At 65.4% G+C, this 25,130-nt stretch carries 24 protein-coding genes and 1 pseudogene; 17 read left to right on the forward strand and 8 right to left on the reverse strand.

Going from position 1 to position 25,130, the window contains the following annotated elements; all coding sequences use genetic code 11:
• The first annotated feature begins 6 nt into the window (after positions 1 to 6).
• From glcF to N8H22_RS12540, 8 genes are all read left to right on the forward strand, one after another.
• Positions 7 to 1,224 (forward strand): glycolate oxidase subunit GlcF, encoded by a 1,218-nt coding sequence (glcF, locus tag N8H22_RS12505; protein WP_264590840.1) that lies wholly within the window; start codon positions 7 to 9, stop codon positions 1,222 to 1,224.
• 135 nt (positions 1,225 to 1,359) lie between these two features.
• Positions 1,360 to 1,764, forward strand: a complete 405-nt coding sequence (locus tag N8H22_RS12510) for a heme-binding protein (protein WP_264590841.1) — start codon at positions 1,360 to 1,362, stop codon at positions 1,762 to 1,764.
• 19 nt (positions 1,765 to 1,783) lie between these two features.
• A complete protein-coding gene (locus tag N8H22_RS12515) occupies positions 1,784 to 3,967 on the forward strand; it encodes a malate synthase G (protein ID WP_264590842.1) in 2,184 nt (727 codons plus the stop codon).
• A gap of 211 nt (positions 3,968 to 4,178) precedes the next feature.
• Complete coding sequence (locus N8H22_RS12520; protein WP_264590843.1) at positions 4,179 to 5,882, forward strand: L-lactate permease; 1,704 nt, start codon at positions 4,179 to 4,181, stop codon at positions 5,880 to 5,882.
• A 117-nt stretch (positions 5,883 to 5,999) separates the two neighbouring features.
• Positions 6,000 to 6,167, forward strand: a complete 168-nt coding sequence (locus tag N8H22_RS12525; protein WP_264590844.1) for a rubredoxin — start codon at positions 6,000 to 6,002, stop codon at positions 6,165 to 6,167.
• Between the two features lie 37 nt (positions 6,168 to 6,204).
• Entirely contained in the window at positions 6,205 to 7,407 is a 1,203-nt protein-coding gene (locus N8H22_RS12530; protein ID WP_264590845.1) for an FAD-dependent oxidoreductase, read from the forward strand.
• A 129-nt stretch (positions 7,408 to 7,536) separates the two neighbouring features.
• Positions 7,537 to 7,809, forward strand: a complete 273-nt coding sequence (locus N8H22_RS12535; protein WP_264590846.1) for an HU family DNA-binding protein — start codon at positions 7,537 to 7,539, stop codon at positions 7,807 to 7,809.
• Positions 7,810 to 7,947: 138 nt separating this feature from the next.
• Positions 7,948 to 8,322 (forward strand): helicase, encoded by a 375-nt coding sequence (locus tag N8H22_RS12540; RefSeq protein ID WP_264590847.1) that lies wholly within the window; start codon positions 7,948 to 7,950, stop codon positions 8,320 to 8,322.
• A gap of 182 nt (positions 8,323 to 8,504) precedes the next feature.
• Here the strand turns inward: N8H22_RS12540 and N8H22_RS12545 are convergent, their stop codons facing one another.
• The gene (locus N8H22_RS12545; RefSeq protein WP_264590848.1) at positions 8,505 to 9,407 is read right to left on the reverse strand and encodes a LysR family transcriptional regulator; all 903 of its coding nucleotides are present in this window, start codon (positions 9,405 to 9,407) and stop codon (positions 8,505 to 8,507) included.
• A gap of 173 nt (positions 9,408 to 9,580) precedes the next feature.
• On the opposite strand from N8H22_RS12545, the gene N8H22_RS12550 reads away from it, so the two are divergent.
• The 6 genes and pseudogenes from N8H22_RS12550 (at position 9,581) to N8H22_RS12575 (ending at position 14,450) form a co-directional block, all read left to right on the forward strand.
• On the forward strand, positions 9,581 to 10,762 hold the full coding sequence (locus N8H22_RS12550) for an acyl-CoA dehydrogenase (RefSeq protein WP_264590849.1): 1,182 nt from the start codon (positions 9,581 to 9,583) through the stop codon (positions 10,760 to 10,762).
• 124 nt (positions 10,763 to 10,886) lie between these two features.
• Positions 10,887 to 12,110 carry a CaiB/BaiF CoA-transferase family protein gene (locus tag N8H22_RS12555; RefSeq protein WP_264590850.1) on the forward strand — a complete coding sequence of 408 codons (1,224 nt, stop codon included), beginning with the start codon at positions 10,887 to 10,889 and terminating at the stop codon, positions 12,108 to 12,110.
• A gap of 116 nt (positions 12,111 to 12,226) precedes the next feature.
• A pseudogene (locus N8H22_RS12560) lies at positions 12,227 to 12,334 on the forward strand (LysR family transcriptional regulator); the annotation flags it as partial.
• A 101-nt stretch (positions 12,335 to 12,435) separates the two neighbouring features.
• Positions 12,436 to 13,059 (forward strand): LemA family protein, encoded by a 624-nt coding sequence (locus N8H22_RS12565; protein WP_264590851.1) that lies wholly within the window; start codon positions 12,436 to 12,438, stop codon positions 13,057 to 13,059.
• Positions 13,056 to 13,814, forward strand: a complete 759-nt coding sequence (locus N8H22_RS12570) for a TPM domain-containing protein (protein WP_264590852.1) — start codon at positions 13,056 to 13,058, stop codon at positions 13,812 to 13,814. The genes N8H22_RS12565 and N8H22_RS12570 overlap by 4 nt, the downstream gene beginning before the upstream one ends.
• Before the next feature lie 18 nt (positions 13,815 to 13,832).
• Positions 13,833 to 14,450: a hypothetical protein gene (locus N8H22_RS12575; RefSeq protein ID WP_264590853.1), complete on the forward strand. Its 618-nt coding sequence runs from the start codon at positions 13,833 to 13,835 to the stop codon at positions 14,448 to 14,450.
• 32 nt (positions 14,451 to 14,482) lie between these two features.
• Here N8H22_RS12575 and N8H22_RS12580 read toward each other — a convergent pair whose 3' ends face one another.
• On the reverse strand, positions 14,483 to 15,760 hold the full coding sequence (locus tag N8H22_RS12580) for a tetratricopeptide repeat protein (RefSeq protein WP_264590854.1): 1,278 nt from the start codon (positions 15,758 to 15,760) through the stop codon (positions 14,483 to 14,485).
• Between the two features lie 111 nt (positions 15,761 to 15,871).
• On the opposite strand from N8H22_RS12580, the gene N8H22_RS12585 reads away from it, so the two are divergent.
• Positions 15,872 to 16,948, forward strand: coding sequence for a helix-turn-helix domain-containing protein (locus N8H22_RS12585; protein WP_264590855.1), 1,077 nt, complete (start codon positions 15,872 to 15,874; stop codon positions 16,946 to 16,948).
• A 50-nt stretch (positions 16,949 to 16,998) separates the two neighbouring features.
• Here N8H22_RS12585 and N8H22_RS12590 read toward each other — a convergent pair whose 3' ends face one another.
• Complete coding sequence (locus N8H22_RS12590; RefSeq protein WP_264590856.1) at positions 16,999 to 18,963, reverse strand: AAA family ATPase; 1,965 nt, start codon at positions 18,961 to 18,963, stop codon at positions 16,999 to 17,001.
• Between the two features lie 405 nt (positions 18,964 to 19,368).
• Between N8H22_RS12590 and N8H22_RS12595 the strand changes: the two genes are divergently transcribed.
• Together N8H22_RS12595 and N8H22_RS12600 are read left to right on the forward strand one after the other, a co-directional pair.
• Complete coding sequence (locus tag N8H22_RS12595) at positions 19,369 to 19,797, forward strand: FecR family protein (RefSeq protein WP_264591031.1); 429 nt, start codon at positions 19,369 to 19,371, stop codon at positions 19,795 to 19,797.
• An 8-nt stretch (positions 19,798 to 19,805) separates the two neighbouring features.
• A complete protein-coding gene (locus tag N8H22_RS12600; protein ID WP_264590857.1) occupies positions 19,806 to 20,372 on the forward strand; it encodes an OmpA family protein in 567 nt (188 codons plus the stop codon).
• A 55-nt stretch (positions 20,373 to 20,427) separates the two neighbouring features.
• Here the strand turns inward: N8H22_RS12600 and N8H22_RS12605 are convergent, their stop codons facing one another.
• The 5 genes from N8H22_RS12605 to N8H22_RS12625 all read right to left on the reverse strand — a co-directional run bounded on the left by N8H22_RS12605 (position 20,428) and on the right by N8H22_RS12625 (position 25,067).
• Positions 20,428 to 20,808: a RidA family protein gene (locus tag N8H22_RS12605; RefSeq protein WP_264590858.1), complete on the reverse strand. Its 381-nt coding sequence runs from the start codon at positions 20,806 to 20,808 to the stop codon at positions 20,428 to 20,430.
• Positions 20,809 to 20,928: 120 nt separating this feature from the next.
• On the reverse strand, positions 20,929 to 23,037 hold the full coding sequence (gene spoT, locus N8H22_RS12610) for a bifunctional GTP diphosphokinase/guanosine-3',5'-bis pyrophosphate 3'-pyrophosphohydrolase (protein ID WP_264590859.1): 2,109 nt from the start codon (positions 23,035 to 23,037) through the stop codon (positions 20,929 to 20,931).
• A gap of 60 nt (positions 23,038 to 23,097) precedes the next feature.
• Entirely contained in the window at positions 23,098 to 23,361 is a 264-nt protein-coding gene (rpoZ, locus tag N8H22_RS12615; protein WP_264590860.1) for a DNA-directed RNA polymerase subunit omega, read from the reverse strand.
• Positions 23,362 to 23,514: 153 nt separating this feature from the next.
• Positions 23,515 to 24,135, reverse strand: a complete 621-nt coding sequence (gmk, locus tag N8H22_RS12620) for a guanylate kinase (protein ID WP_264590861.1) — start codon at positions 24,133 to 24,135, stop codon at positions 23,515 to 23,517.
• Positions 24,136 to 24,203: 68 nt separating this feature from the next.
• A complete protein-coding gene (locus N8H22_RS12625) occupies positions 24,204 to 25,067 on the reverse strand; it encodes a YicC/YloC family endoribonuclease (protein WP_264590862.1) in 864 nt (287 codons plus the stop codon).
• Positions 25,068 to 25,130: the final 63 nt, after the last annotated feature.

Genomic DNA, 25,130 nt, shown 5'->3' on the forward strand with positions numbered 1-25,130 from the left:
CGACGTATGCAAACGAATCTGAGCGAAGCCGCCAAGCAACTGCCGCGCGCCGAGGAAGCCGAAAGCATCCTGCGCTCCTGCGTGCATTGCGGCTTCTGCAACGCCACCTGCCCGACCTACCAGCTGCTCGGTGACGAGCTGGACGGCCCGCGCGGGCGCATCTACCTGATGAAGCAGATGTTCGAGGGCGGCGAGGTGACCGAGAGCACCCAGCTGCACCTGGATCGCTGCCTGACCTGCCGCAACTGCGAAACCACCTGTCCGTCCGGGGTGAAGTACCACAACCTGCTGGACATCGGCCGCGACTTCATCGAACGCCAGGTGCAGCGCCCGCTGGGCGAGCGCCTGGTGCGCGGCGGTCTGCGCACGGTGATCCCGCGTCCGGGCCTGTTCAAGGCGCTGCTGGGCACCGGCCAGGCGCTGAAGCCGCTGATGCCGGCCTCGCTGAAGGACCACCTGCCGCGTGAGATCCGTCCGGCCAAGCCGCGCCCGCAGGTGATGCACAGCCGTCGCGTGCTGATGCTCGAAGGCTGCGTGCAGCCGAGCCTGTCGCCGAACACCAACGCCGCTGCGGCGCGCGTGCTCGACCGTCTGGGCATCAGCGTCAGCCCGGCACGCGAAGCCGGCTGCTGCGGCGCGGTGGATTACCACCTCAACGCGCAGGATGCCGGCCTCGAGCGCGCACGGCGCAACATCGACGCCTGGTGGCCGGCCATCGAAGCCGGTGCCGAAGCCATCGTGCAGACCGCCAGCGGCTGTGGCGCCTTCGTCAAGGAGTACGGCCACCTGCTCAAGGACGACCCGGCCTACGCGGCCAAGGCCGCGCGCGTCAGCGAGCTGGCCAAGGATCTGGTCGAGGTGCTGCGCAGCGCCGAGCTGGAAAAGCTCGACGTGCGCGCCGACAAGCGCATGGCCTTCCATTGCCCGTGCACCCTGCAGCACGCACAGAAGCTCGGCGGCGCGGTCGAAGACGTGCTCACCCGCCTCGGCTTCCAGCTCACCGCGGTGCCCGATGCGCACCTGTGTTGCGGCTCGGCGGGCAGCTATTCGATCACCCAGCCGGAAATCTCCATGCAGCTGCGTGACAACAAGCTCAACGCGCTGGAGAGCGGCAAGCCGGAGGTGATCGTCACCGCCAATATCGGCTGCCAGACCCACCTGGATGGCGCCGGCCGCACGCCGGTCAAGCACTGGATCGAAGTGGTCGAGGAATCGATGGGGTGACGGTGGACAAGGCTGCGCCGTTTTCCACCCTACGGCGCCGTAGGGTGGAAATCTCGCACAGCGAATTTCCACCAGCCGGACCCGCCCGTCGTGCCGCCAACCGAACAACCGAAATATGAAGACAGGAGAATCGAGATGAAAAGCAAAGCCGTACTGAGCCAGACCGAAGTCGCCACCATCCTCGCCGCCGCCCGTGCCGAAGCGCAGGCCAACGGCTGGGCCGTGACCATCGTGGTCGCCGACGACGGCGGCCATCCGCTGGCGCTGGAGCGTCTGGACGGCTGCGCGCCGATCGCCTCCTACATCGCCACCGAGAAGGCCCGCAGTTCGGCCCTCGGCCGTCGCGAAACCAAGGGTTACGAGGACATGGTCAACGGCGGCCGCAGCGCCTTCCTCTCCGCGCCGGTGGTCTGCTCGCTGGAAGGCGGCGTGCCGGTGGTGGTCGACGGCCAGGTGATCGGCTCGGTCGGCGTGTCCGGCGTGACCGCCGCGCAGGACGCGCAGATCGCCAAGGCTGGCGTCGCCGCCCTGACCAACTGACAACAAGGAGCACCCGAAGATGACCGAGCGTGTAACCCTGGGCCGCCTGCAAGTCGCGGCCACCCTCAAGCGTTTCGTCGAAGACGAAGTCCTGCCGGGCACTGGTATCGAAGCCGCCGCCTTCTGGCAGGGCCTGGACACCCTGGTCCACGACCTGGCGCCGAAGAACCGTGAGCTGCTCGCCGAGCGCGACCGTATGCAGCTCGAACTGGACACCTGGCACAAGGCCAACCCGGGCCCGATCAAGGACATGGCCGCCTACCGCGCCTTCCTCGAATCCATCGGCTACCTGCTGCCGGTGCCGGATCAGGTGAAGATCGAGACCGCCAACGTCGATAGCGAGATCGCCACTCAGGCCGGCCCGCAGCTGGTGGTGCCGATCATGAACGCCCGCTACGCGCTGAACGCCGCCAACGCCCGCTGGGGCTCGCTGTATGACGCGCTGTACGGCACCGACGCCATCTCCGAAGAGGGTGGCGCGCAGAAGGGCCCGGGCTACAACGAAGTCCGCGGCGCCAAGGTCATCGCCTACGCGCGCAATGTGCTCGACCAGGCCGCGCCGCTGGCTGAAGGCAGCCACGCCGACGCCACCGCCTACCGCGTGCAGGACGGTCAGCTCAAGGTCACCCTGGAGAACGGCACCGTCACCGGTCTCCAGCAGCCGGAGAAGTTCGTCGGCTTCCAGGGTGAAGCGGTCGAGCCCAAGGCCGTGCTGCTGAAGAACAACGGCCTGCACATCGAGATCCAGATCGACCCGAACAGCCCGATCGGCCAGACCGATGCCGCCGGCGTGAAGGACCTGCTGGTCGAGGCCGCGGTTTCCACCATCCTCGACTGCGAAGATTCGGTCGCCGCGGTGGATGCCGACGACAAGGTGCTGGCCTACCGCAACTGGCTGGGCATCGTGCAGGGCACCCTCAGCGAGGAAGTGGCCAAGGGCAGCTCCAGCTTCGTCCGCCGCCTCAACCCAGACCGCGAATACAGCGCGCCCAACGGCGGCGCGCTGAAGCTGCACGGCCGCTCGCTGCTGTTCATCCGCAACGTCGGTCACCTGATGACCAATTCGGCGATCCTGCTGGAAGGCGGCCGCGAGATTCCAGAAGGCATCATGGATGGCGTGTTCACCAGCCTGATCGCCAAGCATGACTTGGCGCGCAAGGGCAACTCGCGCACCGGCAGCGTCTACATCGTCAAGCCGAAGATGCACGGGCCGAAGGAGGTCGCCTTCGCCGACGAGCTGTTCGGTCGCGTCGAGGACCTGATTGGCGTGCCGCGCTACACCCTGAAGATGGGCATCATGGACGAGGAGCGCCGCACCAGCGCCAACCTCAAGGCCTGCATCGCTGCGGCCAAGCACCGCGTGGCCTTCATCAACACCGGCTTCCTCGACCGCACCGGCGACGAGATGCACACCTGCATGGAAGCCGGCCCGGTGCTTCGCAAGGGCGACATGAAGTCCACGCCGTGGATCCAGTCCTACGAGCGCAACAACGTGCTGGTCGGTCTGGCCTGCGGCCTGCGCGGCAAGGCGCAGATCGGCAAGGGCATGTGGGCCATGCCGGACCTGATGGCGGCCATGCTCGAGCAGAAGATCGGTCATCCGAAATCCGGCGCCAATACCGCCTGGGTTCCCTCGCCGACCGGCGCCACCCTGCATGCCTTGCACTACCATCAGGTAAACGTGCAGGCGGTGCAGAGCGAGCTGGAGAAAATCGATCTGGCCGCCGAGCGCGAGCAGCTGCTCAACGATCTGCTGACCATCCCGGTGGTCGCCGAAGACAAGTGGAGCGCGGAGGAGAAGCAGCAGGAGCTGGACAACAACTGCCAGGGCATCCTCGGCTACGTGGTGCGCTGGGTCGAACAGGGCGTCGGTTGCTCCAAGGTGCCGGACATCCACAACGTCGGCCTGATGGAAGACCGCGCGACCCTGCGTATCTCCAGCCAGCATGTGGCCAACTGGCTGCACCATGGCGTGGTGAGCCGCGAGCAGGTGCAGGAGACTCTGGAGCGCATGGCCAAGGTGGTCGACCAGCAGAACGCCGGCGATCCGCTGTACCGTCCGATGGCACCCGACTACGCCAAGTCGATTGCCTTCCAGGCGGCCAGCGATCTGGTGTTCAAGGGACGCGCGCAGCCGGCAGGCTACACCGAGCCGCTGCTGCACGCCTGGCGCCAGCGCTTCAAGCAGGCCAATCCGGCCTGAGGCGGTCATGAGCAGTGCCGTCGGGGCTTCGGCTCCTGACGGCGGAAGACAGCAAGCCCCAGGCGCCCCACGCGCCCGGGGCTTTCGAGCATGGGGACCTGCCTGATTGTGCAGGCAGGCGCCCGGGGGCCCGTGTGATAGCGGGGTTCAATGCAAGGCTCCGGGCTCGCCCGGACAATGAGCGGTTCACAACAAAAAACAGGAACCAACAATGAGTCAAACACTACTGTCCATACTGGCCTTCGTGCCGCTGGTGCTGGCGGGTGTGCTGCTGATCGGCTTTCGTTGGCCGGCCAAATATGCCATGCCGCTGGTTTTCGTCCTTACTGCGTTGATCGGGCTGCTGGCCTGGGACATGAGCTTCAATCGCGTCCTGGCTTCGACCCTGCAAGGCCTGATTCTCACCGCGGCGATCCTCTGGATCATCTTCGGTGCGATCCTGCTGCTGAACACGCTGAAGCACTCCGGGGGGATCAGTGCGATCCGGCGCGGCTTCTCCAACGTCAGCCCTGACCGTCGCGTCCAGGCGCTGATCGTCGCCTGGCTGTTTGGCTGCTTCATCGAGGGTGCTTCGGGCTTCGGTACGCCGGCTGCGGTGGCGGCGCCCTTGCTGGTAGCGCTGGGCTTCCCGGCGCTGGCGGCAGTAGTACTGGGGATGATGGTGCAGTCCACGCCGGTGTCTTTCGGCGCGGTGGGCACGCCGATCCTGGTGGGTGTGGGTGCAGGCCTGGACAAGACCGGCATCAGTGCGCAGCTGGCGACCGTCGGCAGCAACTGGGACGTGTTCTTCCACCTGATCTTCTCGCGGGTGGCGATCATCCATGCGCTGTGCGGGATCCTCATGCCGCTGATCATGATCAGCATCATGACCCGCTTCTTCGGTCGCAATAAGTCCTGGTCCGAAGGCCTGGCGGTGGCGCCATTCGCCGTCTTCACCGGCCTGGCGTTCGTCATTCCGTACGCCGCGGCTGGCGTGTTCCTCGGTCCGGAATTCCCATCGATGATTGGCGCGCTGGTCGGTCTGGCCATCGTGGTTCCGGCCGCCAAGGCGGGCTTCCTGCTGCCGAAGAACACCTGGGAGTTCGCACCTGCCAGCGAGTGGCCGGCAGAGTGGATGGGCAAGATCGAGATGAAGATCGAGGACGTGGCAGGCAAGACGCCGATCTCCGTGCCGATGGCCTGGGCGCCGTACCTGCTGCTCGCGGGACTGCTGGTTGCCTCGCGGGTGATCCCGGAGTTCAAGGCGGCGCTGATGTCGCTGTCCTTCGGCTGGAAGGACATCCTCGGTGAAACCGGTGTGTCCGGGACGCTGGAGCCGCTGTACCTGCCGGGTGGCATCCTCTGCATCGTGGTGGCGATCACCTTCTTCCTGCACCGCATGAGCGCGCGGGAACTGGGTGCGGCGATCAACGAGTCGAGCCGGACGCTGCTCGGTGCCGGTTTCGTGCTGATCTTTACCATCCCGATGGTGCGGATCCTGATCAACTCCGGCGTCAATGCTTCGGATCTGGTGTCGATGCCGGTGGCCATGGCGCAACTGGTGGCCAACAGCGTCGGTTCCGTCTATCCGTTCTTCGCTCCGGCGGTCGGTGCGTTGGGGGCCTTCATCGCCGGCTCCAATACCGTGTCCAACCTGATGCTGTCGCAGTTCCAGTTCAACACCGCGGGTCTGCTGGGCCTGTCCGGTGCACTGATGGTGGCGCTGCAATCGGTGGGTGCGGCGGCCGGTAACATGATTGCCATCCACAACGTGGTAGCGGCTTCGGCCACCGTCGGCCTGCTGGGTCGCGAGGGGATCACCCTGCGCAAGACCATGCTGCCGACGCTGTACTACCTCGTCCTGGCCGGCAGCATCGGCCTGATTGGGTTCTATGTGCTGGGCATCAGCGATCCGCTGGTGGGCATCGCCCGCTGAGTTCGCGGCTGCGTTGAACGACGGGCGGCCTTGGCCGCCCGTTGTCTTTTCTGGCTTGGTGCGGCGCCGCATTCTGGTATAGCGTGCCTCGCACCGGAACAACGTCGAGGTTGAAACATGAAGAAGTGGCAATGCGTGGTCTGTGGGTTCATCTATGACGAAGCTGCGGGCTTGCCCGAGGAAGGCATCGCCCCGGGCACTCGCTGGGAAGATGTGCCGCAAGACTGGGTCTGCCCGGATTGCGGCGTCGGCAAGGCCGACTTCGAGATGATCGCCATCTCCTGATCCGTGGTTTTCCAGCTTTCTGCAACGAGGTAACGACGTGACAGCACCTATCGTGATCATCGGCACCGGCCTGGCTGGCTACAACCTGGCCCGCGAACTGCGCAAGCTCGACGGCCAGACACCGTTGCTGCTGATCACCAGCGATGACGGACGCTCCTATTCCAAGCCGCTACTGTCCACCGGTTTTGCCATGGGTAAGGATGCCGACAGTCTGGGCCAGGCCACTGCCGGGGCAATGGCCGAGCAGTTGAATGCGGAAATTCGCACTCATACTCGCGTTACCCGCCTCGATCCGGCCAATCGTCGGGTATGGATCGGTAACGAGCCGGTGCCTTACCGCGATCTGGTGCTGGCCTGGGGCGCGCAGCCCATCCGCGTGCCAGTCGAGGGCGATGCGCAGGAGGCGATCTTTCCGATCAACGATCTGCTCGACTACGCTCGCTTCCGGGCGGCCGCGCAGGGTCGCAGGCGTGTGCTGATCCTCGGTGCGGGGCTGATCGGCTGTGAGTTCGCCAACGACCTGCTCACCGGCGGCTACCAGGTCGACGTGGTGGCGCCCAGCACGCAGATCATGCCCGGGCTGTTGCCGGTCGAGGCCGCCACCGCGGTGCAGAGCGGGCTGCAGCAGCTGGGTGCACGCTTTCACCTCGGGCCGGTGCTGCAGCGCCTGGATCACGCGGCCGATGGCTTGCGCGCGCAGCTTTCGGACGGGCAGACACTGCTCTGCGATCTCGTGGTCAGTGCTGTCGGCCTGCGCCCGCGCACCGAACTGGCGGCCGAGGCCGGGCTGCAGGTCGCGCGTGGCATCGTGGTCGATCGCAGGTTGCAGACCTCGCAGCCGCACATCTACGCGCTGGGCGACTGCGCTGAGGTGGACGGACTCAGTCTGCTCTACGTGATGCCGTTGATGAGCGGCGTGCGCGCTTTGGCCAAGACGCTCTGTGGCAATCCGACTTTCGTCAGCTACGGTCCCATGCCGGTCACGGTGAAGACGCCGATATGCCCGTTGGTGGTATCGCCGCCGCCTGCCGGCGCATCGGGAAGTTGGACCGTCGAGGCGCAGGGACAGGACGTCAGGGCGCTCTACTTGGGCTCCTCCGGCCAGTTGCTCGGTTATGCGCTGACGGGCGCTGCGACTCAGGAGCGGATGGCGCTGAACAAACAGTTGCCGCCGGTGTTGGCGGAACTGCCGCAAATTCTGTCGCTAAAGTCTTCGGACCGACTCAGCCATGAGTCGTAGAGGACTGGCGCAGGTGCTAGCAGCGTGCCATTCTCGGGAAGTCTGCCAGCCTAGAGCTGTCGCAGCGGCTTTCAGGGCTGTTCCCAGGAACAGCAAGACACAACAACAACAAAGTCTCAGAGGCTACCAATGCGTAAACCGGAACTCGCCGCCGCCATTGCCGAGAAGGCCGATCTTTCCAAGGATCAGGCCAATCGCGTACTCAATGCCGTACTCGATGAAATCACCAATGCGCTGAACCGCAAGGACAGCGTCACCCTGGTTGGTTTCGGTACTTTCGTGCAACGCCATCGTGGTGCCCGCACCGGGAAAAACCCGCAAACTGGGCAACCGGTGACCATCAAGGCCAGCAACACCGTCGCCTTCAAGCCGGGCAAGCTGCTCAAGGACGCGGTCAACTGAGTCGCGCTAACCCGGAGCCGCATGGCTCCGGGTCAATCTGACCGGTCGGTCCGCCCTGGACCCATTCGTGCCCGTCCTTCCCCCTGCCGGCCAAGCCACTACAATGCGGCCTTTTCTCGTACCGGTCGGGACATCACCATGAAATTCCGCTTTCTGCTTTGGATGCTGGGCCGCCTGATGGCCAAGGCCAGCCGCACCAATCCCGAGTTCCAGCAGCAGCTGGGCGACAAGGACCTGACTTTCCAGCTGCATACGCTCGACGGCAAGGTCGCGCGGCATTTCGTCGTGCGCGACCAGCGCGTCACCAGCAAAAGCGGGCCGGCGAGTGAGCCGGCGTTCTCCCTTGGTTTCAAGGATGCCGCCTATGGTTTCGCCACCATGACGGCGAAGAACAAGCAGCTGGCGTTCATGCAGGGGATTCAGGACAAGAATATTCAGATTCAGGGGAATCCGGCGTTGGTGATGTGGTTTCAGGGGCTGACCAAATATCTGAAGCCTCGCAAGAAGAAGTGACCCTGCCGCGTCACCTTCTCGTGTCTGGCCAAGAACCGTAGGGTGGATAACCGCGCAGCGTTTTCCACCCTACGGGTCTTTCGAGGCTGAAAGAAGTGACGCACCTGTAACTCGCGCCAAAGGAAAGCGCCACGCCCCCACTCATGCCTGGGTGCCACCCCTAACCCGAGCAAGCGCCAACCCTACACCCCCTCCCGCCAAACCCTCGCCTCATCCTTCAACCAGTCCCGAAACGCCACCAGCCCCGCCGACTCCACCTTGCGCTCCGGAATCATCAGGTAATACGCCCGCGTCTCGCTGCGATAGGCGTGCGGATGCGCCAGTACCAACCGCCCCTCGGCCAGTTCCCGCTGGATCAGAAACGGCGGGATCAGCGCCACCCCCATGCCATGCTCGGCCGCCTGCGCCAGCATGGAGAACAGCTCCAGCCGCGGGCCGGTCATGTCGCGGGCGACTTTCAGCCCCAGCGAATCGAACCACTGGCGCCAGGCATAGGGTCGGGTGGTCTGCTGCAGCAATGGCATCTCGGCCAGCGCCTGGGCAGTGAACGGCTGGCCGTCGCGCAGCAGGGTAGGACTGCAGACCGGTTGCAGGTCCTCGGCCATCAGGTAGTGCGCCTCGGTGCCCGACCAGTCGGCGTCGCCGAAGTAGATGGCGGCATCGAACTCGGTGTCGGCGAAGAGGAAGGGCCGGGTACGGTTGGTCAGGTTCACCGTGATTTCCGGATGCAGCGCCTGAAAGTGCCTGAGTCGAGGCACCAGCCATTGGGTGCCGAAGGTCGGCACCACCGCCAGTTCCAGGCTCATCGCGCCCTGCTGACCCATCACCGACAGCGTGTCGCGCTCCACCGCGTCTAGCTGCGCGGCGATGCGACGTGCGTAGGACTGGCCGGCGGCGGTGAGCTTTACGCCGCGACGCGAGCGGCGGAACAGCGCCAGGCCGAGAAACTCCTCCAGCCCGCCGATCTGCCGGCAGATGGCGCTCTGGGTCAGCGCCAGCTCGTCGGCCGCGCGGGTGAAGCTTTCGTGGCGGGCGGCGGCCTCGAAGGCGATCAGCGCGGCGGTGCTGGGAATCTTGCGGCGCATTATGCGAAGACCTCACGGAATAAGCCTGCTAGTGGACGCAGAGCTTATCTCGGAGTGAGCAAAGCGCACAGCTCGGTGCGAAATCCTCGTTTGCGGCGCACTGGCGCGGCGCCTAGCATCAGTCCATCCCGCCCGCGCAGCCGCGCTGCAGAACAAGACAAGAGGAGCCTCCGATGGCCGGCAAAGCAAGCTTCAACTGGATCGACCCGCTGCTGCTCGATCAGCAGCTGACCGAAGAAGAGCGCATGGTGCGTGACAGCGCCGCGCAGTTCGCCGCCGATAAGCTGGCGCCACGGGTGCTGGAAGCCTTCCGCCATGAGCGCACCGATCCGGCGATCTTCCGCGAGATGGGCGAGACCGGCCTGCTCGGCGCGACCATTCCCGAAGCCTACGGCGGCAGCGGGCTGAACTACGTGTGCTACGGCCTGATTGCCCGCGAGGTCGAGCGCATCGACTCGGGCTACCGCTCGATGATGAGTGTGCAGTCGTCGCTGGTGATGGTGCCGATCTACGAATTCGGCAACGAGGCGACCAAACAGAAGTACCTGCCCAAGCTGGCCAGCGGCGAATACATCGGCTGCTTCGGCTTGACCGAGCCGAACCACGGCTCCGACCCGGGCTCCATGGTCACCCGCGCGAAGAAGGTCGACGGCGGCTATCGCCTGACCGGCAGCAAGATGTGGATCACCAACAGCCCGATCGCCGATGTGTTCGTGGTCTGGGCCAAGGACGATGCCGGCGAGATCCGCGGCTTCGTGCTGGAGAAGGGCTGGGAAGAGCTGTCCGCCCCGGCGATTCACGGCAAGGTCGGCCTGCGCGCCTCGATCACCGGCGAGATCGTCATGGACAACGTGTTCTGTCCGGAAGAGAACGCCTTCCCCGACGTGCGCGGGCTGAAAGGGCCGTTCACCTGCCTCAACAGTGCCCGCTACGGCATCAGCTGGGGCGCGCTGGGCGCGGCCGAGTTCTGCTGGCACACCGCGCGCCAGTACGTGCTCGACCGCCAGCAGTTCGGCCGGCCGCTGGCTGCCAACCAGTTGATCCAGAAGAAGCTGGCCGACATGCAGACCGAGATCACCCTGGCCCTGCAGGGCTGCCTGCGCCTCGGCCGGATGAAGGACGAGGGCAGCGCCGCGGTGGAAATCACCTCGATCATGAAGCGCAACAGCTGCGGCAAGGCGCTGGATATCGCCCGCATGGCGCGCGACATGATGGGCGGCAATGGCATCAGCGACGAGTTCGGTGTGGCGCGGCACCTGGTCAACCTGGAGGTGGTGAACACCTACGAGGGCACCCATGATGTGCACGCGCTGATCCTCGGCCGCGCGCAGACCGGCATCCAGGCGTTCTTCTGAGGCGCCGTAGGGTGGAAAACCGCGACAGCGTTTTCCACCTTTGCGGCCCCGCCGTAACGGTCCCGTACCAACCGGTGGAAAGACCTGCGGTCGTTTTCCACCCTACGCATGAAGGAAATCCGCAATGCCCGGCGCCCTGTCCCATATCCGCGTTCTCGATCTGTCCCGCGTGCTCGCCGGGCCCTGGTGCGGGCAGATCCTCGGTGATCTCGGCGCCGAGGTGATCAAGGTCGAGCGCCCTGGCACGGGGGACGATACCCGCCATTGGGGCCCGCCCTATCTCAAGGACCAGCACGGCGAGAACACCTCGGAGGCGGCCTATTACCTGACCGCCAACCGCAACAAGCAGTCGCTGACCGTCGACTTCACCCGGCCCGAAGGTCAGCGCATCATCCGTGAGCTGGTGGCGCAGTGCGATGTGCTGCTGGAGAACTTCAAGGTCGGTGGGCTGGCCGCCTACGGGCTGGATTACGAAAGTCTTAAGGCGATCAATCCGCGGCTGATCTACTGCTCGATCACCGGTTTCGGCCAGGACGGGCCTTACGCCACACGTGCCGGCTACGACTTCATGATCCAGGGCCTCGGCGGGCTGATGAGCCTGACCGGGCGCAGCGATGCGGAAGAGGGCGCCGGCCCGGTGAAGGTCGGCGTGGCGTTGACCGATATCCTCACCGGCCTGTACGCCACCGTCGGCGTGCTCGCCGCGTTGGCACATCGCGAACGCAGCGGCGAGGGCCAGCATATCGATACGGCGCTGCTCGACGTGCAGGTCGCCTGCCTCGGCAACCAGGCGCTCAACTATCTCACCACCGGCGTGGCGCCCAAGCGCATGGGCAATGCCCATCCGAACATCGTGCCCTATCAGGATTTCCCCACCGCCGATGGCGACATCATCCTCACCGTTGGCAACGACGGGCAGTTCCGCAAGTTCTGCGAGGTGGCCGGGCGTCCCGAGTGGGCGGCTGATGCCCGCTTCGCCACCAATCGCGCGCGCGTTGCCCATCGCGCCGAACTGATTCCGCTGATCCGCCAGGTCACGGTGTTCCGCACCACGGCCGAATGGGTCAGTGCGCTGGAGCAGGCCGGCGTGCCCTGCGGGCCGATCAACGACCTGGCGCAGGTATTCGCAGACCCACAGGTGCAGCACCGCGGGCTGAACGTCGATATGCCGCATCCGCTGGCCGGCCGTGTGCCGCAGGTGGCCAGCCCGCTGCGGCTGTCCGCTTCGCCAGTGGCGTACCGCAACCCGCCGCCACTGCTCGGCGAGCACAGCGAGGCGCTGTTGCAGCGCCTGCTGGGCATGAACGATGAGCAGATCGCCAGGTTGCGCGGAGCGGGCGTCATCTAACGGCCGACAGACGCCCCTTCCAGCACGATCTTGGCCTTCCTGCTTTCCAGCAGTACAAGGCGCGACGCCGATTGACTGCTTTGATGGGGCGGCAGTGCTCGCCGAGGGCGGTGCGGCTCAGCCCGCTCTGCGTTCATCGGGTACAGCTGAGCAAGCCGGTTCGTTGGCTGCACGAGTATCTGCAGACGCGCTGTTGCACGCTGCTGTCGCAGGCGCGCTGCTAGGCCGGCGCGACGGTCTGACGAGCGTCTAGGCGCTGCGGCAAGCGGTCAGTCTGAACTCTGCCGGCGCTTGGCTATCCTTATTCAGGTACCCCGAAAACTGAATGGACGAGCGGATCATGCAGACGCAGCGCTTCAGATTTACCGGGCAACTGATGGTTGTCCTCCTCATGTCCTGGCTGCTCAGCGGCTGCGGCATCAACAACATTCCCACCTACGACGAGCAGGTGAAGGCCGCCTGGTCGCAGGTAGAGAACCAGTACCAGCGCCGCGCCGACCTGATTCCCAACCTGGTGGAAACGGTCAAGGGCTTCGCCCGCCAGGAGCAGGAGACGCTGACCGCGGTGATCGAGGCGCGAGCCAAGGCCACCTCGATTCAGGTCGATGCCAGCACCCTCGACGACCCGCAGCAACTGCAGCGCTTCCAGGAGGCACAGAACCAGCTGACCGGCGCCCTGAGCCGACTGATGGCGGTGTCCGAGCGCTATCCGGATCTGAAGTCCAACCAGAACTTCCTCGCCCTGCAGTCGCAGCTCGAAGGCACCGAAAACCGTATCGCCGTGGCGCGGCGCGATTTCATCGCTGCGGTGGAGCGCTACAACACCGAGATCCGCACCTTCCCCGGGCGCATCTGGCACACCCTGATGTACAGCGACATGCCGATCCGTGAGAACTTCGAGGCTACGGCCGAGAATGCCGAGCAGGCGCCGCAAGTGAAGTTCCAATGAGGCGAGCGCTGGCGCTCGTCTGCGGCCTGCTGCTGTGCGTTGGCAGCGCCACCGCACAGGATGTGGAGCTGCCGGCGCTGAGCGGCCGGGTGGTCGACCGCGCCGAGCTGCTCGATACGTCAGCCGAGGCCCGCCTGACCAGCATGCTCGCCGCTCACGAGCAGGCCACCGGCGAGCAGGTGGTGGTGGTCACGGTGCCGGAGCTGCAGGGACGCAGCATCGAGGAGTTCGGCGTGGCGCTGGGTCGTGCCTGGGGTATCGGCCAGCGCGGCGAGGACAATGGCGCATTGCTGATCGTCGCTCGTGACGATCGCAAGATCCGCATTGAGGTCGGCTACGGCCTGGAAGGCCGGCTGACCGACGCGCAGTCCTCGGTGATCATTAACCGCATCATCGCGCCGGCCTTTCGCGAGGGCGATTTCGCCCGCGGCATCAGCGAGGGTGCGGCGGCCATGATTCAGGTACTCGGCGGTGAGCCGTTGCGTGCCGCCGAGCTGCAGCCGGTAATGCCGCTCAACGCGCAGGAGCCGGGCGGCTTCGGCGTACTGTTCTTCTTTCTCATGCTGGTGGCGATTTTCCTCATTGGCGGAGGCCGCGGTGGGCGTGGTGGTGGACGACGTGCGCTGCTGCTTGGTGCACTGCTGGGCGGGATGGGCCGCGGCGGTGGCTTCGGCGGCGGTGGTGGTTTCGGTGGTGGCGGCTTCGGCGGTGGGGGCGGCGGCTTTGGTGGTGGCGGAGCTTCCGGCGGCTGGTAAATCGACGATGGATGAACAATGACCTTACTCAGTGAAAGCGAGCTGCAACAGGTGGCCGCGGCCATCGAACGTATCGAGCGCGACACCGATGCCGAGCTGGTGACGGTGCTCGCCGCCCAAGCCGACGATTACCGCTATATCCCGCTGCTCTGGGCCAGCCTGATCGCCCTGCTGGTACCGGGTGCCGCACTGTTCTTCACCGGCTGGCTGGGCGCCTGGCAGCTGCTGCTGGTGCAGTGGGCGACCTTCATCGTACTGGCGCTGGCGTTCCGGACGCCGGCATTGACCAGTCGGCTGATCCCGCGTTCGGTGCGCTGTTGGCGCGCCTGCAACCTGGCGCGACGACAGTTCATCGAGCTGAACCTGCACCACACCGAAGGCGGCACCGGCATGCTCATCTTCGTCAGCGAGGCCGAGCGTTACGTGGAGATTCTGGTGGATCGGGGTATCTCCAGCCGCATCGACAACAGTGCCTGGGAGTCCATCGTCGCCAAGTTCAGTGAGGATGTGCGCGGCGGGCAGATGCTCCACGGTTTCCTGGGTTGTATCGAGGCCTGCGGTGCGCTGCTCAAGCAGCACGTACCGGCCACGCATGCACGCAATCAGCTACCGAACCATCTGGTGATACTGCCCTGAGCGATGGCGCCGCGGGGCGCCATCGCTTCCTCTCACTGCATGCGGCGCTGCTCGCTCAGCAACGTGCGTTCGCGCTGCAAGGCGCGCGCGAGGCTGTGCTGGCCGCTCTGCCTGGCGGCGGCGATCAGCGTCTGGTCGAGCAGGTCACGTTGCGCATGGCTGCCACCGAACAGCTGCGCCTGATTGCGGATGGAGCGCAGCAGGTCCACGCAGTGCGCGGCCTTGCCTTCGACGAACGCCACGACCGCTTCGACGCCCGGCGCGCCGACTTCGCGGGTGAAGCGCGCGTTGTCGTCGTCCCGATGACAGGCGCGTTGCTGCGCTTCGCGCAGCTGGCCGAGCAGGTCGCCACGGCCGCTGCTGGCGAAGGCCATCGCCGCGTGGAAGTCGTTGAAGGCATAGTTGCCGTCCGCCGCCATCGCCGCCCAGCGCTCGGCCACGCCGGCCCAGCGCTCGCCGACATCCACGCCGCCGAGCTGCAGGCGCCACAGCAGCGAGCTGGCGTCGATCAACTCCAGCGCCAGTGTGCTGTGATGCCCGTTCACGGGACCGTCGAACAGGGCCAGGACGGTGTCGGCGTCGCCCTGTTCCAGATAGTGCAGCGCCAGGTGCCACCAGTTGTGCACGGCGAGCATGTTGTCCTGCTGCCAGGCCGGATTGCCGCGCATCCAGGCGATGCCTTCCTCGCGCCGACCTTGCATTTCCAGCACGTGGGCGACGGCATGCTGAGCCCAGGCGTCGTCGGGTTGCAGCGCGATCGCTTCGCGGCCGAAGCGTTCGGCAAGGCGATAGTCGCCGGTTTCCTCCAGGCCGAAGGCGTAGAGACCGAGCAACGCGTGATAGCCGGGCAGCTCCGGTGACCAGTCCGGCAGAACCCGCGCGATGCGGTCGCGCAGCATGCGTGCATCGCCAGTGAAGAAATCCAGCTGATGCCCGGCCTGCAAGGCGAGCAGATCATGCGGGTACTCGATGCTGAGGTCTTCCAGCGTGCGCCCCGCCGCGTGCCAGTGGCCATCGATGAGCAGTGCCAGCGCCTGCAGATGCCGGCCCTCGCGATCGTTGTGCGGCAAGGCCCGGGCGCGTTCCAGCGCGCCTTGCGCCACCGGCACGGCGGCGGCCTCGGTGCCGAGCAGGTAGAGCCAGGCGTGCAGGATGTGCCCCATCACCAGTTCGGGTGAGGCGTGCAGCGCGGCTTCGGTGGTGGCCAGGGAAGCGGTGTGCAGGCAGCGGAACTGCGCGAGGCTCTGATCGAGCAAGGCCTGAGCCTCGTTGTTGCAGCCGGTCAGTTGGTACCCGTGTGCGTCTTTCATTGTTCTATGCTCCAGGAGTCCGGTTCGTTGGCTTGCGCCAACGGAGCCATACTCGGGGTAACCGGGGCGTCGGGCCCCAGCCATCCTGGAAACAAATCGGCCATTTCCGCCATGACTCGCTCTGCGATCGCCGAACGCCTGCCGCTGACCGTCGCCCTGCTGGCGACGCCGGACAGTTCGGCCTCCACGCTATTCGGACTTTACGATCTGCTGCTGGGTACCCGCCGCGACTGGCAGCAGTTGCTGCACCGCCGCGATGTAGCGTCGCCCTTCATCCCCCTGATTGTCAGCCGCGACGGCCGGCCGCTGCGGGTCTACAACGATATCCCGGTCCAGCCCCACGCCGGTCTCGACGATGTACCGCCGGTGGATGTAGTGGTGGTGAGCAATCTGGCGATCAGTCCGTGGGAGCCGCCGGACGATCGCTATGCGGCCGAGGCGCAATGGCTGTGCGAGCGTTACGCGGCCGGTGCGACGCTGGCTTCCGCCTGCTCCGGCGCCATGCTGCTGGCGCAGACCGGGCTGCTCGCCGGCTGCGAGGGTACCTCGCACTGGGGCTATTGCGATTGGCTGCGCCGCGAGTACCCGGAGGTGCGCTGGCATCCGGACAAGGCGTTGGTGAGCACTGGCGTCGGCCAGCGGCTGGTGATGTCCGGCAGTGGCAGCAGCTGGCATGCGCTGGGGCTATTTCTCATCGCCCGCTTCGTCGGTGCGCGGGAGGCGATGGAGATGGCGCGGCTTAACCTGTTCGACTGGGACGCGACGAGTCCGCTGGCTTATGCCGCGATGATGCGCACCGGACAGCTGGCCGATCCGGTTATCGCGCGCTGCCAGGAATGGGCCGCGCAGCACTACGAGGTGGAAGCGCCGGTGAGCGCCATGGCGCGCATCAGCGGTCTGCCGGAGCGGACCTTCCAGCGTCGCTTCGTCCTGGCCACCGGGCTGACGCCGCTGAATTACATTCACACCTTGCGCCTGGAAGAGGCCAAGCAGCTGCTGGAGAGCGGTGAGCTGTCGGTGGAGGCGATCGCCTGGGAGGTCGGCTATCAGGACGCCGGCTTCTTCGGACGGCTGTTCCGGCGCAAGGTCGGTCTGACGCCGGCCCAGTATCGGCGGCGCTTCGGCGTGCTGTCGCGGCAGCTGGCCGGCATCGCGACGCTGCAGGATGTCGCGCCGGCCTTGCACTGAGCGGCCGTCCGTTGCCGAGGTGACGCCCGGCGCTGCCGCCGGCGCACGGCTCAGAGCATTCTCGGGCCGTCGTCTTCCGGTTCGACCGCTACCACGGGTGCCAGCTCGAAGCTGTCGGGCGCGTCCAGGGCGCTGGCAGCCACCCGTTCGACGCTGCTCAGGGCGTGACCGAGGATCGAACTGACACTGGCATCGTGTGGCGCGGGCAGTCTTGCGATGGCCGCCAGCACCTCCTCGCCGGGGACGGTTTCTTCCGCCAGCAGCCGCTCGGCGATTTCGTCGAGCGCGGGCCTGAGGCGCTGCAGCAGTGCCAGGCAATCGCGGTCGAGCTGCTGCAGCAACTGGTCAGCAGCGCGGATGGAGTCGCCGGAATCGAATTCAATGTGGGCGTCGCGCACCGCCTGCAGGCTCAGCAGCGAGCCCTTGGGGCCCATGCCCAGGGCGCCGACCATCGACAGGGCGATCTTCGAGGCTTCCTGCAGGTCCTGCCCGGCGCCGGAGGAAACTTCGCGGAAGTACAGCTGCTCGGCGCAGCGCCCGGCGAGCAGCATCTGGATGCGGCTGCGCAGTTCGGATTCCATGTGCAGGCGTTTGTCCTCCACCGGCGTCACCAGGGTCACGCCGAGCGCCTGGCCGCGTGGCAGGATGGTGACCTTTTCCACGCGGCCGACCTTGAGCTCGGCGGCGACCAGCGCGTGACCGGCCTCATGCACGGCGATGCGCTTGCGGTCAGCCGGCGACATCGGCGTTACCCCGGACGGTTGCTCGCCGATGCGGCAGGTCTCCACGGCATCGACGAAGTGGTGCATGTCAACCTGCCGCGCGCCGGCGCGTGCGGCCAGCAGGGCAGCGTGGTTGACGATGTAGGCGATGGCCGCCGGCGTCAGCCCCACGGTGTTGCGTGCGAGCTGGGCAAAGTCCAGGTCCGTCGCGGCGCTGATCTTGCCGGCATACAGACGGAATAGCGCTTCGCGATCATCCAGGCCCGGCAGACCAACGGCGATGGAGCGATCGAAGCGACCTTCGCGCACCAGCGCCGGGTCGAGGGAATTGGGGAAGTTGGTCGCGCCCAGCACCAGCACGCCGCTGGCACCGTCGAAGCCGTCCATCTCGGCGAGGAACTGGTTGATGATGCGGTTGCTCTCGGCGTCGCTGGAGCGCTGCTGTTCGGCGCGCTTGCCGATGCCGTCGATCTCGTCGATGAAGATGATGCACGGTGCCTGCTTGCGCGCGGTGCGGAACAGCGCCTTGACCTTCTGGATGCCGACGCCGAAGTACATCGAGGAAAAATCGCTGCCGGTGACCTGGATGAAGCTGGCGTTCGACTCGCTGGCCAGGGCCTTGGCCAGCTGGGTCTTGCCGGTGCCGGGCTCGCCGGTCAGCAGCACGCCCTTGGGCGGGCGAGCGCCGAGGCGCGCGTAGGCGGCCGGATCGCGCAGGTAGGCGGTCACGTCGCTGAGTGCCTGCTTGGCCTCGCTGGCGCCAATGACGTCGGCGAAGGTGATGCCGCTGCCTTTGCGCTGCACTGCGAAGCTGCGGGTCTTCATGGCGAAGAAGAGCGCCGCGCCGATCAGCAGCAGCGCGATCGGCGAGTACGGCAGCAGGCGCTGGTAGAGCGGCTTGTCTGCATCGGTCTGGAACATTGCCAGCGGGAACAGTGCCTTACCGCCAGCGTACTGTTCGAGCAACAGCGTGGCGACGCGTCCGGACTGATCCGGCACCCAGTAGCGCTGCGCGTCGGTGGTGCTGATGTAGATCGCGTCGGCACCCAACGCTGCGCTGGCGATGGCATCGCTGCGCAGGTCGCTCATCAGGCGGGACAGATCGCCGCGATTGGCTTCCCACGGCTCACGCGAGTCCTGCAGTTCGGCCAGCATGGCGGCGGCGCCGGCAGTCGGCGTTTGCTCGGGCGAAGCGGCCCGCGCCAGCCAGAAGGCCAGGGCTGCGAGTATGAGCAGGGCGAGAATGGATAGCGCAAGGCCGCGGCGGCCTTGGAGCAGGCGTGGTTTCTTCATTTCACATCCAATCGGGGCAGCCCCGACGCTTCGATAAAAAAACACTGCCCGACGGGCAGACCACAGTTTTTCTGGCGCGGGGAATACCCGCCGGGCACGGTTGTGCGTGCGGTCGCTAGCTGTTGGATGAAGGTTTTGTGCCAGACCGCTGGTCGGAAATTGATCAAACCGACAGCGGCGAGGATACGGCAAGCCACGCCGGGTGAATGGCCACGCGACGAATGGCCGGCAGGTTTGCGACGAATGACCGGCCGCGGACGGAACTCGCGGCCGTGGCCGGAGGGATTTTTTCCCGAATTAAGCTGCCTTAGTGCAGCGGGCTCGGCTTAAGCACGGGCCGCCCCCTCCCGGAACATGTGATTCGAGAAGCCGATGAACGACCTGATGAAAAACCTGTGGCGTGGCATGTGCCTCGTGCCGGTACTGGGCCTGGCACACGCCGTGGCCGACGTCCTGCCGGCACCCAGCGGGCACGTGGCGCGTGTGACGGGGGCCGCCTATGTCAGCAGCCGTGGCTATACCAATGCAGCGAAGGTTGGCCAGGCAATCGTCCCTGGCGTCTCGCTAAGCACTGGCGAGGGTGGCGAGTTGGGGGTGATCTTCAGCGACGGCAGCGTGTTGTCCTTTGGTCCGCACAGCGAATTGACCTTGGACGATTACCGGTTCGCTCCGGCCGCGGATGAGCTGCGGCTCAATGCTCGCCTGCGGCGTGGCACGCTGAGCCTGCTGACGGGCGATATCGCTCGCCTTGCCCCCGGCGCCGTCGCGCTGGATACACCGGAAGGGCGCGTGCGGGTGCATGGCGGACATATCCTGATGAGGGTCGCCGAGTGATGGGTGGCATGCGGAGACTGACAATCGCACTGCTGTTGCCGTTGGCGCTCGCCGGCTGTAGCGGGCGCTCCTATGTGATGCTGGCGGAGGGTGGCGGCGCTGGCGTGGCGCTAGGCGACGACGAGCCACCTGTGATGCTGACGACGCCGGGGCAGGGAATGGTGATCGGTGGTGCGCGGACATTCACGGTCAGCGAGCTACGCCGTCAGCTGGATTTCGATAAGGCCCTCGCGGCAAGACCGGCCTTGCCGGAGCGGCATCTGATCTATCTGGGCGCCGATGGCACGCTTGCCGCACATTCCGAAGCGGCGGTGCAGCGAGTTCTGGAAGCGGTGCATCGACGTGATTACCCAGTCGTCACGGTGATTGGTCACACCGATACCCTCGGTCAGGAGGCAGCCAATGTTCGGGTGGGGTTGCGTCGCGCACAGGCCATCGCCGACCTGCTGAGTGCGCGCGGCCTGGAAACCATGGAGTTGCGGGTGGAGAGCCACGGCGAGCGCAACCTGCTGGTCGCGACGCCGGACGCCACCGCCGAGCCGCGCAATCGGCGGGTCGAGGTGCTGATCCGTTGAGCGCAGGGTGCGCTGGCGGGGGAGGCGCACCGTGGAGGTGCGCCTGGGCATGTCCTCAGTCGAGAACCATGACCGCGTCCATTTCCACCTGCGCGCCCTTGGGCAGGGCGGCGATGCCGATGGCCGCCCGGGCCGGGAACGGCAGCTGGAAGTAGCGGCTCATCACCTCGTTGACGGTGGCGAAGTTGCCAAGGTCGGTGAGGAAGATGTTGAGCTTGACGATGTCCTTCAGCGAGCCACCGGCCGCTTCGGCGACCGCCTTGAGGTTTTCGAATACCTGTACGGCCTGGGCCTCGAAGCCTTCCACCAGCTCCATGCTCTTGGGATCCAGCGGGATCTGTCCAGACATGTAGACGGTGTTGCCGGCCTTGATCGCCTGGGAGTAGGTGCCGATGGCGGCCGGGGCCTTGTCGGTGTTGATCACGGTCTTGCTCATAGGAACTCCTCGGTGAATGGGCTGCGGGCGAAAAGCATAAAGGCTGGCCCGCACGCGGGCCACCGCTGAGCGACGGATTTGTCACCAGCGATAGCGACGTAGGGGGCAGCGGGATGCAGGTCAGGCCTTGACGCGGGTGATGCGGGTCACGCCCTTGATTGCGCGGAGCTTCTTGATCACCCGCGCCAGGTGCACGCGATCATGCACGCTGACCACCAGCTGGACCACGCTGATGCGTCCGTCGCGCTCGTCCATGCCGATCTTCTCGATGTTGCCGTCGGCAGCATTGACACTGCCGGCGAGCAGGGCGATCAGGCCGCGCTGGTGCTCCAGCTCGACGCGCAGTTCGACGTTGAACTCGCCGGTGACGTCCTTGGCCCAGGACAGCTGAATGCACTTGTCCGGGTTGTGACGGATCTCGGCGATGTTCCGGCAACTCTCAAGGTGCACCACCATGCCTTTGCCGGCGGACAGGTGGCCGACGATGGGATCGCCGGGGATCGGCGTGCAGCACTTGGCGTAATTGAGCACCAAGCCTTCAGTGCCGCGGATCGCCAGTGGCCCTTCGGCGCTGGGCGCCTGCTCGCCGTCGCTGGCTAGCAGGCGGCGGGCGATCACGTAGGCCATGCGGTTGCCCAGGCCGATGTCTTCGAGCAGGTCCTCGATGTACTCCATGTGGTACTCGGCGAGGACCTGGCGAATGCGTTCCGCGCTGATCTTGTCCAGGCTGGTCTCGAATCCGGTAAGCGCCTTGTTCAACAGGCGCTCGCCGAGACTGATGGATTCCGAACGTCGCTGCAGTTTGAGCGCGTGGCGGATGTGCGTGCGTGCCTTGCCGGTTACGACGAAGTTGAGCCAGGCCGGATTTGGTCGAGCACCCGGCGCGGTGACGATTTCCACCGTCGAGCCGCTTTCCAGAGCCTGCGACAGCGGCGCGAGACGGCGATTTACGCGGCAGGCGATGCAGGTGTTGCCCACGTCGGTATGCACGGCATAGGCGAAGTCCACCGCCGTCGAGCCCTTCGGCAGCTCCATGATGCTGCCCTTGGGCGTGAAGACGTAGACCTCGTCGGGAAAGAGGTCGATCTTCACGCTCTCGATGAATTCCAGCGAGTTGCCGGCGCGCTGCTGCAGCTCGAGCACGCCCTTGACCCACTGTCGCGCGCGGGCATGGGTGCCCTTGCTCTGCTCACCTTCGCTGGACTTGTACAGCCAGTGCGCGGCGATGCCATTGTTGGCCATCTCTTCCATCTCGCGGGTGCGGATCTGGATCTCGATGGGCACACCGTGCATGCCGAACAGGGTCGTGTGCAGCGACTGGTAGCCGTTCGCCTTGGGAATTGCGATGTAATCCTTGAAGCGGCCGGGCAGTGGCTTGTACAGACTGTGCACGGCGCCAAGCACGCGGTAGCAGGTGTCGGCCTTGTCCACCACGATGCGGAAGGCATAGACGTCCATGATCTCGTTGAACGCTTTGCGCTTGCCGCGCATCTTCTTGTAGATGCTGTAGAGGTGTTTCTCGCGGCCCACCACTTCGCCTTCCAGGCCTTCACGCTCGAGACAGTGGATCAGTGACTGCTCGATCTTCTCGACGATCTCGTTGCGGTTGCCGCGCGCGCGCCGTACGGCGGCACGAATGCGCTCGGAGCGCATCGGGTGCATGGCCTTGAAACCAAGATCCTCGAATTCCACGCGCATCGAGTGCATGCCCAGGCGGTTGGCGATGGGGGCGTAGATTTCAAGGGTTTCCTTGGCGATGCGTCGGCGTTTCTCGCCGGCCAGCACTTCCAGCGTGCGCATGTTGTGCAGGCGGTCGGCGAGTTTGACCAGGATGACGCGGATGTCGCGCGCCATCGCCATGGCCATCTTCTGGAAGTTCTCGGCCTGCGCCTCGGCCTTGGTCTCGAAGTTCATCTGGGTCAGCTTGCTGACCCCATCGACCAGTTCGGCGACAGTTTCGCCGAACTGTGCAACCAGCGCTTCCTTGGGAATGCCGGTGTCCTCGATGACGTCATGCAGCATCGCGGCCATCAGGCTCTGATGGTCCATATGCATGTCAGCGAGAATATTGGCTACTGCGAGGGGATGGGTGACGTAGGCTTCACCGCTGCGCCGACGCTGGCCGTCGTGGGCCTGCTCGGCATAGAAGTAGGCACGGCGAACCAGGTTGACCTGGTCCGGGCCAAGATAGGTCGACAGGCGATCCGCAAGGGCGTCTATGGCTGGCAAGGCGATACCCCTTGCCGGCTGGCTGCAATGTTCGCGGTTCGACTTCGACCTGGCATTTAATCAGATGGCCTCGTTGGGCTCTTCCTCATATTGGACGAAGAGCGGCTCGTCATCGACGATTTCGTCCTGGGCAATGACATCGTAGTCGACCAGGCCGGACGCGATCTCGCGCAGGGCGACAACGGTCGGCTTGTCGTTTTCCCAGCCTACCTTCGGCTCCTTGCCGCCGGTAGCCAGCTGGCGCGCACGCTTGGTGGCCAGCATGACCAGCTCGAAGCGGTTATCGACGTTGTCCAGGCAATCTTCAACGGTAACGCGGGCCATGGTGTTCCTCGTGATCAATAGCAATAAAGCGGGCCCGGATGGGCAAGCGGACGAAATAGTTTAAAAAATCACCAGTCTGAATGGAAGCGCTGTTTCTCGCGACCCGAAATGGTCGAGCGGCTTCGCTCGACCATTTCGGGTCGCGACGCTTGCTTACGCCAGTAGATCGCTGAGCAGGCGGGCGTGACGCTGCTGCTGGGTTCGTTGCTGGAGCTGGTTGGCGCGGAAGATAGCCTGCAGGTCGATCAGGGCGTGGGCGAAATCATCATTGATCACCAGGTAGTCGTATTCGACATAGTGACTCATCTCGCTGACCGCTTCGCGCATGCGCCGCTCGATGATCTCATCGCTATCCTGGCCGCGGTTGTTGAGGCGCTGGCGCAGGGCCTCCTGGGTAGGCGGCAGGATGAAGATCGATTTCGCTTGGGGCATCAGCCGGCGTACCTGCTGAGCGCCCTGCCAGTCGATTTCCAGGATCAGGTCGTAACCTTCGGCGAGGGTTTCCTCCAGCCAGCGCTGGGAGGTGCCATAGAGGTTGCCGAACACTTCTGCATGCTCGAGGAATTCGTCCCGTTCGAGGCGATGGATGAACTCTTCGCGACTGATGAAATGGTAGTTGACCCCATCGACCTCGCCCGGACGCATGGCTCGGGTGGTGTGCGAGACCGATACTCGGACCAGCGGCTGCGTATCGATTAGCGCCTTGACCAGGCTGGTCTTGCCGGCCCCGGAAGGCGCGGAAACGATATAGAGCGTGCCGGTTGTGGCGGACATGAAGGTTTCCTGGAAACTCGGTGAGTATCTGACTGTGAAAATAGCCCAGCTGTTTGCACGACTGGCGGTTATTCGATGTTCTGGACCTGTTCGCGCATCTGCTCGATGAGAACTTTGAGATTGACCGCGGCCTGGGTACTGCGCGGGTCGAAGGCCTTGGAGCCTAGGGTATTGGCTTCGCGGTTGAGTTCCTGCATGAGGAAGTCAAGCCGTCGCCCGGCGGCACCGCCGCTCTTGAGAACCCGGCGCACTTCGCTGACGTGGGTGCTGAGTCGATCGAGTTCCTCGGCGACGTCGCTCTTCTGCGCCAGCAGGACCATCTCCTGCTCCAGACGCTGCGGATCGAACTCGATCTGCATCTCGGCGCAGCGATCAAGCACCTTCTGGCGCTGCGCAGCGAGCATCTGCGGAACCTGTTCGCGCAGGGTGGCAACTTCCTGCAGGATGCTGTCCAGGCGCTCGTTGAGCAGCTTGGCGAGCTCTTCGCCTTCGCGTTGGCGGCCATCCTTGAGCTGCTCAAGCGCGCTGTGGAACAGTGCCAAGGCGCTCTGGTTGAGTGCTTGCGGATCGACCGCATCGCCCACCAGTACGCCGGGCCAGCCGAGTACCTGCAGCGGGTCGATGGGCGCCGGTTGGCTGATCAGTGCGGCCACGCTTTCGGCGGCCGCGATCAGCTGGCTGGCGCGCTCGCGGTCGAGTTGCAGCTCGCTGCGGCTGCTGTCTTCGGCGAAGCGCAGGGTGCATTCAACCTTGCCGCGTGACAGCCCTTTGCGCAAAGCCTCTCGCACTGAGCCCTCGAGGTCACGGAACGCTTCCGGTAGGCGCAGGTGTGGTTCCAGGTAGCGGTGATTGACCGAGCGAATTTCCCAGCTGAGGGTGCCATGGGGGCCGGCCAGCTCGCTGCGGGCGAAGGCCGTCATGCTGTGGACCATCAGGGGATACCTCTCGATACGGGCTGCGAAAGGCGGAGGATTGTAAAGGAAAAACCACCAGCC

This window comes from Stutzerimonas sp. S1 (assembly GCF_025966695.1).
Taxonomy (GTDB): domain Bacteria; phylum Pseudomonadota; class Gammaproteobacteria; order Pseudomonadales; family Pseudomonadaceae; genus Stutzerimonas.